13 protein-coding genes are annotated in these 12,546 nt (G+C 63.6%); 10 read left to right on the plus strand and 3 right to left on the minus strand.

Annotated elements, in window-relative coordinates:
• Nucleotides 1–12 precede the first annotated feature (12 nt).
• Nucleotides 13–780, plus strand: coding sequence for a creatininase (locus L8F45_RS29600; protein WP_342364060.1), 768 nt, complete (start codon nucleotides 13–15; stop codon nucleotides 778–780).
• Here the strand turns inward: L8F45_RS29600 and L8F45_RS29605 are convergent.
• Genes L8F45_RS29605 through L8F45_RS29615 form a run of 3 tightly spaced genes read right to left on the minus strand, consistent with a single transcriptional unit; the run spans nucleotide 775 to nucleotide 3,983 of the window.
• Nucleotides 775–2,073: a cytosine deaminase gene (locus tag L8F45_RS29605; RefSeq protein WP_342364061.1), complete on the minus strand. Its 1,299-nt coding sequence runs from the start codon at nucleotides 2,071–2,073 to the stop codon at nucleotides 775–777. The two genes, L8F45_RS29600 and L8F45_RS29605, sit on opposite strands and share 6 nt — an antisense overlap.
• Before the next feature lie 3 nt (nucleotides 2,074–2,076).
• Nucleotides 2,077–2,541: a nucleoside deaminase gene (locus L8F45_RS29610; RefSeq protein ID WP_342364062.1), complete on the minus strand. Its 465-nt coding sequence runs from the start codon at nucleotides 2,539–2,541 to the stop codon at nucleotides 2,077–2,079.
• Between the two features lie 8 nt (nucleotides 2,542–2,549).
• A complete protein-coding gene (locus L8F45_RS29615) occupies nucleotides 2,550–3,983 on the minus strand; it encodes an amidohydrolase family protein (protein WP_342364063.1) in 1,434 nt (477 codons plus the stop codon).
• Nucleotides 3,984–4,283: 300 nt separating this feature from the next.
• On the opposite strand from L8F45_RS29615, the gene L8F45_RS29620 reads away from it, so the two are divergent.
• From L8F45_RS29620 to L8F45_RS29660, 9 genes are read left to right on the plus strand one after another with little or no spacing between them, the layout of a single operon-like run.
• On the plus strand, nucleotides 4,284–4,799 hold the full coding sequence (locus L8F45_RS29620) for a VOC family protein (RefSeq protein WP_342364064.1): 516 nt from the start codon (nucleotides 4,284–4,286) through the stop codon (nucleotides 4,797–4,799).
• A gap of 38 nt (nucleotides 4,800–4,837) precedes the next feature.
• Nucleotides 4,838–6,007, plus strand: a complete 1,170-nt coding sequence (locus tag L8F45_RS29625; protein ID WP_342364065.1) for an ABC transporter substrate-binding protein — start codon at nucleotides 4,838–4,840, stop codon at nucleotides 6,005–6,007.
• Nucleotides 6,004–7,170 (plus strand): ABC transporter ATP-binding protein, encoded by a 1,167-nt coding sequence (locus tag L8F45_RS29630; protein WP_342364066.1) that lies wholly within the window; start codon nucleotides 6,004–6,006, stop codon nucleotides 7,168–7,170. The genes L8F45_RS29625 and L8F45_RS29630 overlap by 4 nt, the downstream gene beginning before the upstream one ends.
• Nucleotides 7,167–8,102: an ABC transporter permease gene (locus L8F45_RS29635; protein ID WP_342364067.1), complete on the plus strand. Its 936-nt coding sequence runs from the start codon at nucleotides 7,167–7,169 to the stop codon at nucleotides 8,100–8,102. Before L8F45_RS29630 ends, L8F45_RS29635 begins: the two co-directional genes overlap by 4 nt.
• A complete protein-coding gene (locus L8F45_RS29640; RefSeq protein WP_342364068.1) occupies nucleotides 8,099–8,920 on the plus strand; it encodes an ABC transporter permease in 822 nt (273 codons plus the stop codon). The genes L8F45_RS29635 and L8F45_RS29640 overlap by 4 nt, the downstream gene beginning before the upstream one ends.
• Before the next feature lie 18 nt (nucleotides 8,921–8,938).
• Nucleotides 8,939–9,592, plus strand: coding sequence for a helix-turn-helix domain-containing protein (locus L8F45_RS29645; protein ID WP_342364069.1), 654 nt, complete (start codon nucleotides 8,939–8,941; stop codon nucleotides 9,590–9,592).
• Between the two features lie 53 nt (nucleotides 9,593–9,645).
• Nucleotides 9,646–10,536, plus strand: coding sequence for a class II glutamine amidotransferase (locus tag L8F45_RS29650; protein WP_342364070.1), 891 nt, complete (start codon nucleotides 9,646–9,648; stop codon nucleotides 10,534–10,536).
• Nucleotides 10,537–10,539: 3 nt separating this feature from the next.
• The gene (locus L8F45_RS29655) at nucleotides 10,540–11,226 is read left to right on the plus strand and encodes a GXGXG domain-containing protein (RefSeq protein WP_342364071.1); all 687 of its coding nucleotides are present in this window, start codon (nucleotides 10,540–10,542) and stop codon (nucleotides 11,224–11,226) included.
• Nucleotides 11,226–12,542: an FMN-binding glutamate synthase family protein gene (locus L8F45_RS29660; RefSeq protein WP_342364072.1), complete on the plus strand. Its 1,317-nt coding sequence runs from the start codon at nucleotides 11,226–11,228 to the stop codon at nucleotides 12,540–12,542. The genes L8F45_RS29655 and L8F45_RS29660 overlap by 1 nt, the downstream gene beginning before the upstream one ends.
• Nucleotides 12,543–12,546: the final 4 nt, after the last annotated feature.

Raw genomic sequence — 12,546 nt, forward strand, 5'->3', positions numbered from 1 at the left:
GGAGAGTCGGTGATGACGGTTCGGATGGCGGAGATGACGTGGTGCGACTATGCGCGACGGGTGGATGAAGGCCAGCCGGTGCTTCTGCCTGTGGGGTCCATCGAACAGCATGGCTTTCACATGCCGCTGTCGGTCGACGTTATCATTCCGCTGGCGCTGGCGAGCGAGGTTGCGCGGCGCGTCGGCGCGATCGTCGCGGAACCTTTCGCCTACGGCTATAAATCGCAACCGCGCTCCGGCGGCGGCCAGTCGTTTCGCGGCACGACGAGCCTCGACGGCGCCACTTTGACGGCGCTCATGCGTGATCTGCTGCGCGAGTTCGCGCGTCACGGCGTGCGGCGCGTCGCGCTGATCGACGGTCATTTCGAGAATGCGATGTTCCTGATCGAGGGCGTCGATCTGGCGCTGCGCGATCTCGCCGCGCAGGGCGTTCACGACATGAAGGTCGCGCGCATCGATTATTGGGAGTTCATTACGCTGGAAGCGCAGGCGGCGACGTTCGACGAGGGTTTTCCGGGCTGGGCGCTCGAACACGCCTCGATCATGGAGACCTCGATGATGCTGCATTTGCGGCCCGATCTCGTCGATCTGTCACAAGTCGTCGAGGACGGGCCCGCGAAACTCGCGCTGTGGGATGCGTATCCGCTTCCCGACGGAACTGTGCCTTCGTCGGGCGTGCTGTCGACGACGCGCGGCGCAACAGCGGCGAAGGGCCGGATGCTCTTCGACGTCTACACCGCCGGCGTTGAACGGGCGGTCCGCGAAAGCTTCGCGCTATGAGACGCTGAAGGCGCGGATCACGGCTGGATCGACGCTCGTCGGCCGGCCGGGAAGCATCAGCGCCGACTGCGTCGGCTCGGAGCGGGCGATGACGTTGCCGCGTCGCACGACGGCAAGGCGCGGCGGCCGCAGCCGGATCGCCTCGAAGCCATCCGCCGCCTGCAGAACGACGCAGTCTGCCGGTTTGCCGATTTCGATTCCGTAATCCCCGAGACCGAGAATCTTCGCTGGCAGCGTCGTGACGAGGTCGAGGCAGTCACGCATGCCTCGATGGCTCGACAGATGCGCTGCATGCACCGTCATGGAAGCGACGTCGAGCATATCGGCGCGCCCCAGCGGATACCAGGGGTCGAGCACGCTGTCGTGTCCCGTCGCAACCGTGCATCCGGCCGCCATCAGCTCTGGAATGCGCGCCAGGCCGCGGCGCTTCGGATAACTATCGAAGCGACCCTGCAGAAACATGTTGGCCAACGGATTGGTCACCACCTGCAGATCCGCCTTCGCCATCATCGTGATCAGGCGCGCAGCGTAGAAATTGTCCATCGAATGCATTGAGGTGAGATGCGAGCCGACGGCGCGGCCGCCGAGCCCCAATCGTTTCGTCTCGTAGGCCAGCGTCTCGACGCAGCGGGAATTGGGATCGTCGTTCTCGTCGCAATGGAGATCGATCATCAGGCCGCGATCGGCGGCCAGCCTCGCAAGGCGGCGCACGGATTCATGGCCGAGTTCCGCTGTCGGTTCGAGATGGGGAATACCGCCGACCACCTCGACGCCCTTGTCGAGCGCGCGGGCGATGTTGTCAGGCGTCTCGGGCGCCGAGAAATAACCCATTTGCGGAAACGCGACGAGCTGGAGATCGAGGTAGGGCGCGACCTCCTTCTTTACGTCGAGCAGCACGTCGACGGCGACGAGCCGCTTGTCGGTCACGTCGACATGGCTGCGGATGGCCAGCAAGCCCTGGCTGACGGCAAGATCGCAATAGGCGAGGGCGCGGCGGCGGAAATCTTCGGCGGGGATGGCGTCGCGGATGTCGTTCCAGATCGCGATGCCTTCGGCGAGCGTGCCGGAAACATTGAAGCGGCCCTGGAAGCCGAGCGCGAGCGTCGCATCGAGATGGAAATGCGCGTCGACGAAGGGCGGGCTGACGAACCGGCCGGTCGCGTCGATTGTTTCGCGCGCCTCACCCTGGATCGCCGGCGCGATTTCGACAAAGCGACCATCCTTGATCGCAAGGTCGATTCCGACGCGGCCGTCGGCCAGCGTCGCGCCGCGGATAAGAAGATCGAACGCCATGGATCAGGCCCTAGCCCAGGCTTCGAGCACCGCGGCGTCCTTGAGCTGTTGCGACGGCATGCGTCTTTCAGCGAGCGTAGAACCGGATTCGGCGCGCAGCGCAGGAATGTCGATCGTCGGCATCCTCGCGGCGAGCGCCGGGCCCGACTGATCGAGCGAAGCGGCGTAATAGAGCTTGCGGACGCCAACCAGCGTCATCGTCGCAACGCAGAGCGAGCAGGGTTCGCAGGATGTGTAGAGATCGCAATCATCAAGACGCAGCGTCTTCAGGTTGCGGCAGGCGTCTCTGATCGCCTCAACCTCGCCATGCGAAGTCGGATCATAATGGGCGACGGAATGGTTGAGTCCTTCGCCAACGATTTTTACGTCGCGCACGACGACGCAGCCGAACGGCGCGGTTCCCGGCTTTTGCAGAGACTCGCGCGACAAGGCGATGGCGCGGTCCATGAAGGCGTCGATGTCAGTCATGGCTCCTCCTATTCGAGAGCGGCGACTTCGCGGGCGACGGCTGCGACGCCGGCGTTGCGCGCGCGGACGCGGGGCAGAATGTCTCGCGCGGCTTTGACGATTGCAGCTTCGTCGATCGTCACGGCGCGTCCGTCCTCGACGAGCACGCGGCCATCGACGATGACGGTGCGCACGCCGCCGCCGCGTTCGCCGAAGACAAGCTGCTGCGCGGGATCGTTGAGCGGCGTCCACCAGGTCTCTGAGAGATCGTAGAGGACGAGATCGGCCTTGGCGCCGACCTCGATTGTTCCGAGATCGGCCTCCATCATCGCGGCCGCGCCGCCCGTCGTGCCCATGGCGAGCGCCTGTTCGACCGTGATCCAGCGGGCGCGATCGGGCTCCTGCGGCCGGTGCAGGATCGCGGCGAGCGTCATGGCGTCATGCATGATCGCGTTGTCGTTGGTGCTGACTCCGTCGGCGCCAAGCGCGCAAGTCACGTCCGCCGCGACGAATTTCGGGATCGGCGGCACGCCTGATCCGATCTTGAGATTGCTCTCGGGATTGAAGACGGCGACGGCGCCCTTTTCCGCCATCAGCGCAATCTCGGAATCGGAAAGCCAGTTGCAGTGGGCGTTGCTCCAGCGCCGAGAGAAAGCGCCGATCGCCGCCATATGCTCGACCATCGAGCGGCCGTACTTCGCCCGCGCAAGTTCGGCCTGGGTGCGCGTCTCAAGGAGATGGCAGTGAACGCCGGAGTCACGCTCCTGCGCGATCTTTTCGCATGCGACGAGGAGCGCGTCAGAGCAACGCATCGGATTGGAAGGCGCAGGAAAGATGCGAATGCGGCCAGCCCTTCGATCGAAGCGCGCCATCGCCTCGCGCACCACGCCGAGGCTCTCATCGAGCGGGCGCGGAGCCAGTGAATTGCCGGTCTTCAGCGCCGTCTTCAGACTCTCCGTCATTCGTTCGGGCGGCGGCAGGATGTCGGAATATTCGCCGTCGAAAATGCGCAGCGCGACGACGGCGCGCATGCCGCAATCCTCGAAGGCGCGCACGACGGTAGCGACATCGTCGATGGAAAACCACTGTTCGGGAAAATGATCGATCACCGACGTCGCGCCGGTCTTCAGCATCTGCAGGCAGCCGATTGTCGCCGAGACGTAGATTTCCTCCTGCGAGCGATTGGCGGTGTCGACCTGGTTCTCCCACATGAACACCTTGTGATTCATGCGGTCGGCGGTGCCGTGAGAAAGCTGCATGGGCGAATGCCAGTGCGCGTTGACAAGGCCTGGCGCGACGAGCCGTCCACGTCCTGAAATGACCGACGCGCCGGAAGGGGCGGCGAGTCCCCGGCCGATTGCGGCGATTCTGCCTTTCTCGATCAGAATGTCTTCCGAGGTGGTTGCGCCGGCTTTGGTGAGCACGCAGTCGGCGTCGCGGATCAACAGCGGCGCGTGGATCATCGGTCCTCCCGGAGGCTCGAGAAATCGACGACTGCAAGAGGCGAGCCACGCCGTTCCGAGGGTTTTTCACGCTCGTGACGGTCGCTGCGCCATGTTTCTGTTCAGGAATGATTATTTCTTAATCAGAAATATCGACTCTTGGGCACCAGTGCCTGCAGACCCTGCCGCCATCAGCAAGCATAAGAAATAATTGGTCTTTCAGGCCGAGGCGCGGGTGGTGAGGGAGCTTCCGATCTTTGGCACGCGCCTTGCGATCTCCTTGCGGCAGCGCCGCGAACGGCGGTCCAGGGAGCGTTCGGCATGGCCCAGAGTTGCGCGATCACGGCCCTCTTCCACGTCCTTGTGAAAACCAACGACCTTCCGCTCACGCTCGCCTTCTACAAGGGCGTGCTGGGCCTGCGCGAAGCGCCGCGTCCAGCCATGGGCAACAGGGGCGCGTGGCTCGCCTGCGGCACGCCGGTCGGCGAGCAGATCATTCATATCTGGGCGGAAGGGGCCGGCATGGGCCCGACTGGCATCACGCCGCTTGGCACCGCCGCCATCGATCATGTCTCCTTCGTCGCCGTTGGCCACGCTGAATACCGCGACCGCTTTCGTCGTTACGGTCTGCCGTGGCGCGAATTCGTCATCCCGGGCACGACGCTTTTTCAGATGTTCGTCTATGACCCGAGCGGCGTGCAGATCGAACTCACCTTCGACATGAACAACGAACCGGGCTTCGACGTGAACGTGCCGGCCGAGCATCGCTACGCGCCGGGCGAAGTCTTCTTCGATCCTGAAACCTATCCGCCGCTCACGAAACTCATCGCCGCCTGACGAGGCTACTCCGCCGCCGAGAACAGAGGGGAAAACCGATGGTCGACACGTCAAAGCCTATCCATCCAAAATCCGCCGCCGCGCCCCGCCGCGGCTTGTCGCGTCGCTCCGCGCTGGCTGGCGGCGCAGCGATCGTCGGTTGGACCAATCTGACGATCATCAACAAGGCGCGCGCCGCCGGGCCGCTGCGCATCCTGTCCTGGCCTGGTTATGACGAAAAGCCGGTGGTCGGAGAATTCGAGGAGGCCAACAAGGTCAAGGTCGAGTTCAAGAACTACATCGGCGGCGAACAGATGCTGCAATATTTCGCGCAGGCGCCGAAGGGCACCTTCGACGCGATCATCAGCGACGCTGAATACATCCAGAAATTCGTCGCACAGGGCGTTCTGGAGCCGATGAATCCGGGCGACTTCAAAAATCTCGCCGAATACCATCCAAAATATCGCGATTTTCCATTGCTTCGCGCGCCCGAGGGCAAGACCTGGGGCATCGCGACGCGCTTTTCCTGCTATGGCATCTCCTACAACAAGAAATACGTCTCTGAAGCTGACGTTGAAAGTTGGCATGGCCTGCTCGCGCCGAAGTTCAAGGGCAAGCTCGTGATGTTCGACTGGTATCTGCCGAACATGAGCAACGCCAGTCTCGCGGTGATGCCGAACGCTGAACGGCCTTATGACATCAGCGAAGCGCAGCTTGGCGATGTGAAGGCATGGTTGATGAAGCTGCGTCCGCAGATTCGCTCCTTCGCCGAACAGAATCAGGGCCTCGTCAGCGCTCTCGCCAACGAGGACGCCATCGCTACGCCCTATGGCGACATGGATATCGAGATGACCGTCGCCGGCTACGACAATTTTGTCTCGACGATTCCGAAGGAAGGCTCGATCCGCTGGAGCGAAGCCGCCTGCCTCTGCAAGGATTCCGGCAACAAGGAGCTCGCGCTCAAGTGGATCGACTACATGAGCGGCGCGAAGGTGCAGTCGAACCTTGTCTACACCAAGGGATTCAAGGCGCGCGCTCCCAACATGAAGGTGGTGAATTTCTGGAACGCCGAGCAGACCAAGCTCATGAGCTACGTTCCGGACCCGAAGAATCCAGGCAAGATGCTGGTCGAGACGATGATCGAGAAAAGCTCGCCGCGCGGCCTGCCAGTGCAGCAGCCTGACTCAGCGTGGATCGCCATCTACAACGCCTTCAAGTCGCAGGCGTGAGCGACGGCGCGGAATTCAAGACACGCCCGGCCCTTGCGCTCGAGTCCGTGCGCAAGGCGTTCGGTCGCCATGTGGTTCTCGAAGGCGCGAGCTTTACGGTCGCGCCGGGAGAATTCGTGGCGATCATGGGACCTTCGGGCTGCGGGAAAACAACGCTGTTGCGCATTGTCGCCGGACTTGAGACCCCTGACGAGGGTTTCATTCGCGTCGCCGACCGCTATGTCGATGATCAGCCTATTCATGCGCGCGGCGTGCGGCTGGTCTGGCAAAATTACGCCCTGTTTCCGCATCTGGATGTTCGACGCAACATCGCTTTCGGCCTGACGTTGCGTCGACACGACAAGGCTGCGGTGAAGGCGAAGGTCGACGAAGTGGCGGCGCTCGTCGACGTTTCCGATCTTCTGTCGCGCCGCATCGATGCGCTCAGCGGCGGCCAGAAGCAACGCGTCGCCATCGCGCGGGCGCTCGCTACCGATCCCGAGATATTGCTGCTCGACGAGCCGCTCAGCGCGCTCGATGCGCATCTGCGGTCGCGCGTGCAGAGCGAATTGAAGCGCTTGCAGCGCCGCCTCGGCATTTCCTTTCTTTATGTGACGCATAACCAGAGCGAGGCCTTCTCGATGGCCGATCGCGTCGTCGTGATGAATCGCGGCCGCGTTGAACAGATCGGCGCGCCGCAGGATATATTCATGGCGCCGCAAACGAGGTTCGTGGCCGAATTCGTCGGTATGAACAATGTTGTCGATGGCGTTTGTCGCGGTGTCGAGAACGGGCTCGCGATCATCGAAGCCGGTTGCGGCCGCGTTCTGGCGGCGCTGCCGCCGGGCGTCGCGGCGCCAACAGCAGGCGCGCCCGCAACGCTTGTCGTTCAGGCCGGAAAAATCCGTCGCCGGTCATCAGGAGGCGTGCGCGAGAACCGCATCGCGGCGACCCTGAAGGAGCGAGAATTCGTCGGCTCGCAAGTTGTCTACACGCTCGCCGCCGCGGACGACGGCGAATGGCGCGTCGTCGTGCAGGAGCCGTTTGGCGCGCTGGAGGCTCCCGTTGAGTCCGTCGTCGATCTTTGGTTCGCGCCGGAAGACGCCTACATCCTGCCAGACCCGACCTCGGCGCCCCACGCTGCCGGCGAAGCCGTGATCGCCGCGCCGGATCTCGCCGCATGAGCGCCGTAGCGCTTGGCGCCGCTGCGCCGCCTGCCGGCCGTCGCCGCAGCGGCGGAGGGCTGGTGTATATTGTCGCGATTGGCCTGCCGGCCGCCTTCTTCGTCGCGTTCTTTCTCGGCCCGCTTCTCTATCTCGTGCTGCTCGGTTTCTGGCGGGTCGAGAATTTTTCGATCGTGACGAGTTTCAGCTTCGGCAATTATCGCGACATCGCCGCCAATTTCTGGCGCGGCTCCAGCTACGGCCTCGCCATCGCCCAGACGCTTTATGTCGCCGCGACCACGGCGATCCTGGCGGTGGCGCTGACCTATCCGATGGCGCTCGCCATCGTCTTCTCCGTGCCGGAGCGCTGGCAGCGACTCGTCATCCTGCTTTCGGTCGCGCCGTTCTGGACGAGTTACATCCTGCGCGTCTACGCGTGGCAGGTGCTTCTCGCCCGGCGCGGCGTCGTCAACGGCGCGCTTGCTTATATCGGCCTCGGCGACTGGCAGGTGAACATTCTCTACACGCAGATAGCGACGCGCATCGGTCTCTTGCATTTTCTCGCGCCAATTCTCGTCATCATCCTCTATGTGTCGATCCGCAATGTCGATCCGACATTGATTGAAGCCTCGCGCCAAATTGGGGCGACGCGCATACAGACGCTAGGCCGCGTCATCCTGCCGATGACACGAACGGGCGTCATTCTAAGCCTCTCCTTTGCAGCGTTGGTGGCCTGCGGCGACGTGCTGTCGGGCTCCATTCTCGGCGGCGGCGCTGGCGATTCAGCGCTTGGCAAGGCGCCGCTCTTCGCCAACATGATTGTACGCGCCTATGCGAGTTCGACCAACCTGCCGCATACGGCAGCGCTCGCTATCGTGCTCATTCTGGTGATGATCGCTCTACTTCTCATTGGCTTTGCCGCGTCCGAGCGCACGAAGATCGTGACGAAATGAGTGTCAAGTCTGGAAGCCGCTTGCCGGCGCTCGGCCGCGCCTATCTCGCGTTCTGCTTCGTCTTCCTGCTCTTGCCTATCGCAACGCTGATCGTCTTCTCCTTTCAGCGCAATCAGTACGCGTCGATACCCGGCCAGGGCTGGAGCCTACGCTGGTATCAAAAGCTTTTCTCTGATGGTTCGCTGCTGGATGCCCTGCAGGCCAGCCTCGTCGTCTCACCACTCGCCGCAACCGGCGCGTGCGTTGTCGGCTTTTTCGCGGCGTACGCCATCCATCGCTACCGCTTCCGCGGCCGTGTGGCGCTTATGCTGCTGATCATGACGCCAATGCTGATTCCCGCGCTGATCCTTGGCATCGGATTTCTTGGACTCCTCTCCCGTTTCGGTCTTCAGGGCGAACTCTACAGCGTTATCCTCTCGCATATCGTGCTGGTCACCGCGCCCGCGATGGCGCTGATCCAGCTCAGGCTGTCACAGATGCCGGAGTCACTGGAGGAGGCCGCGCGTAACCTCGGCGCGACGGAATGGCAGAGCCTGACGCGAATCGTGCTGCCGTGGGCGCTGCCGGGAATCGCCGGCGGGTGGATTCTCGCTTTTACCTTCTCGTTCGATGAGTTCGTCATCGCCTGGTTCGTTTGCGGCTTCCATCCGACGCTGCCGGTGGCGATCTACGCCTATATCGTCGGGTCGGCCGATCCATCGCTCAATGCAATGGCGGCGATCATTTTCCTTCTGTCCTGCGTTATGCTTCTGTGCGCGGAACTGATCCTTGCGCCGTTCCTCGCGGATCGTCGCGTCGAGGCGCCGGCGGTCGCATGAAACGCGCAGGCTCAAGGAATGGGAGCGATTGTGAAGAGCGACGAAGCGACTTTGCGGGGCCCCGACGTCGCCGGCGTCTCCAACGCGCCGGCGACGCGCGAACGGACGCTGGAAGCAATCATTGGCATGAAAATCCGCTCGCTTCGCCTTGCGCAGCAGCTCACGGCGGCGGAGCTTGCGGTCCGCTCCGGCCTTTCCGGAAGCATGCTGTCGAAGATCGAAAATGGCGCGATCTCGGCGTCGCTTGCGACGCTGCAGGCGATTGCGGAAGCGCTGAATACGCCGATCGCCAGTTTTTTCCACGGGGCCGAAGAGCGGCGCGACTGTTCCTACGTTCCGGCCGGGCAGGGCGTGAAGATAGAACGCCGCGGCACCAAGGTTGGCCACCATTACGAACTGCTCGGCCATCTTCTTGCACCCGAATTCGAATTCGAACCTTATCTCATCACGCTTTCAGACGGGGCGCAGGCCTATACCGGATTTCAGCATCAGGGGCTCGAATTCATCTACATGCTGACGGGCCGCGTGACCTATCGCCATGGCGACGCGACCTATCCGTTGGCGCCCGGAGATTCTCTCTTCTTCGATGCGGGCGCGCCGCACGGGCCGGAACGGCTCGACGAAACTCCGATGACGTATCTGTCCATCATTGTCTGGCCGCGTCAGCGCTGACCGCCAGCGCCGCTGTCCAGCGTCATTCCGCGACGGCGGAGCGGTAGACGGGCGTGTGCGGCATTGTCGGCCTTTTCCTCAAGGATCCCGCGCTTGAGCCACAGCTCGGCGCGCTGATCGCGCCGATGCTTGCCTCCATGTCCGATCGTGGGCCGGACTCGGCGGGTTTCGCGATCTATGGCGCGGCGCGGGAAAGCGAAACGAAGCTCACCGTGCAGTCGAAAACGCCGGACGAATCCTTCGGCGCTCTGCAACGGGGCATCGTCGAAGCCGGCCTTGAGGCGCGCATCGAACGCCGCGAAACGCATGCAGTGGTGTATGCGCCCGCTGCGGCGCAAGCGGCGCTGGCGGCGCTGATCGCCGCAGCGCCCGAACTGCGCGTCATGGCTTCGGGCGAAGCTATCGAAATCTACAAAGAGGTTGGATCGCCCCGAGACGTTGCACAGCGCTTCGACCTCGCGGGCATGGCAGGGACGCATGCCATCGGCCACACCCGCATGGCGACTGAATCCGCCGTGACGATCCTCGGCGCGCATCCATTCTCGACAGGCCCGGATCAATGTCTCGTCCATAACGGCTCGCTGTCCAACCATAACGACTTGCGCCGCGCGCTGCGCCGCGAAGGGCTGCGTTTCGAAACCGAAAACGATACCGAGGTCGCCGCCGCCTATCTCACGCAGCGCATGGCGCAGGGGCGCGGCCTTGCCGACGCGCTGCAGGACGGGCTGGCTGATCTCGACGGCTTCTACACTTTCGTTGTCGGCGCGCGGAGGGGTTTCGCCGTTCTACGCGACCGGATCGCCTGCAAGCCCGCCATCCTCGCCGAGACCGACCGCTATGTCGCTTTCGGCTCCGAATACCGGGCGCTCGTCGACCTGCCGGGCATCGAAGCTGCGCGCGTCTGGGAGCCCGAGCCCGCCACCGTCTATGCGTGGGAGCATTGAACGTTGCGGACGTTCGATCTTTCGACGACTTCGCTGCGCGATCTCAACCGGGCGCTGCACGCGGTCGAGGCGGGTGCCAACGATCTCGACTTTGAAATCCTCAATCCTCGCGGCGCGCACGCTGTCGCAGTCGGTCTTGATGCGCCGCTCCGCGTCGTCGCGCGCGGCAGCGTCGGCTACTATTGCGCCGGCATGAACGCGCGGGCGACCGTTATCGTGCATGGCTCTGCCGGTCCGGGCGTCGCCGAGAACATCATGTCCGGCGAAGTCATCGTCAAAGGCGACGCCAGCCAGTACGCCGGCGCGACCGGGCGCGGCGGGCTGTTGGTGATCGAGGGCAACGCGTCCTCGCGCTGCGGCATTTCAATGAAGGGCGTCGACATCGTTGTGCGCGGCCGGGTTGGGCACATGTCAGCCTTCATGGCGCAGTCCGGCAACCTTGTCATATGCGGCGACGCCGGCGACGCGCTCGGCGATTCGATCTACGAGGCGAAGCTCTTCGTGCGCGGCGCGGTGAAAAGTCTCGGCGCCGATTGCATCGAGAAAGAGATGCGTCCCGAACATCGCGCGACGCTTGCGGGTCTTCTTGCCCGCGCTGGCTTCGATGACGTGGATCCCGACGAATTCCGCCGCTTCGGTTCGGCGCGCAAACTTTACCATTTTCACATCGACAATGCAGAGACCTATTGATGGCGCCGCGCACAACGCCGCGCCCGTCGGCGACGTTTGACGATTACACGCTCTCGGAGATTCGCCGCGCAGCCGCGACCGGCGTCTATGATATTCGCGGCGCCGGCGCCAAGCGCAAGCTTCCGCATTTCGACGATCTTCTGTTTCTCGGCGCTTCCATCTCACGCTATCCGCTCGAAGGCTATCGAGAAGCCTGCGGAACCGACGTGACGCTGGGCGCGCGCCACGCGCTCAAACCACTGCGTCTGAAAATACCAATCACTATCGCCGGTATGAGCTTCGGCTCGTTATCCGCCAACGCGAAGGAGGCGCTCGGGCGCGGGGCGACGATCGTCGGAACCTCGACGACAACGGGCGACGGCGGCATGACTCCGGAAGAGCGTACGGCTTCAGAAATTCTCGTCTGTCAGTATCTGCCGTCGCGCTATGGCATGAATCCTTCCGACCTGCGCAAGGCGGACGCCATTGAAATCGTGGTCGGGCAAGGCGCCAAACCCGGCGGCGGCGGCATGCTGCTTGGTCAAAAGATCACCGGGCGCGTCGCGGCGATGCGAGATCTGCCAGTTGGCGTCGATCAACGCTCCGCCGCCCGCCATCCCGACTGGACCGGTCCAGACGATCTTGAAATCAAGATTCTCGAACTGCGTGAGATCACGGACTGGGAAAAGCCGATCTTTGTGAAGGTTGGCGCCTCGCGCCCCTATTACGATGTCGCGCTTGCCGTGAAGGCCGGAGCCGACGTCGTCGTCGTCGACGGCATGCAGGGCGGCACCGCGGCGACGCAGGAAGTATTCATCGAGCATGTCGGCATTCCAACGCTCGCCGCCGTCCGGCAGGCCGCGCAAGCGCTGGACGATCTCGGCATGCGCGGAATCGTGCAACTGATTATATCCGGCGGCGTCCGCAGCGGCGCTGATGTCGCCAAGGCGCTGGCGCTCGGCGCTGACGCGGTGTCGATCGGCACGGCTGCGCTGGTAGCATTGGGCGATAACGATCCCGTCTACTCCGCCGACTATGCGGCGCTGGGAACAGCGCCCGGCGCCTATGACGACTGGCATGAGGGCCGTGATCCTGCTGGCGTGACGACGCAGGATCCGATCCTTGCGGCGCGGCTCGATCCGGTCGCCGGCGGCCGCCGTCTCGCGAATTTCCTCAAGGTGATGACGCTCGAAGCGCAGACGATCGCGCGCGCCTGCGGCAAGTCGCATGTCCGGCACCTCGAGCCTGAAGATCTCTGTGCGCTCACGATCGAGGCGGCGGCGATGGCGCGCGTGCCGCTTGCCGGCACTAACTGGATTCCGGGATCGGGGCGATGACGCG

Source organism: Terrirubrum flagellatum, assembly GCF_022059845.1.
GTDB lineage: Bacteria > Pseudomonadota > Alphaproteobacteria > Rhizobiales > Beijerinckiaceae > Terrirubrum > Terrirubrum flagellatum.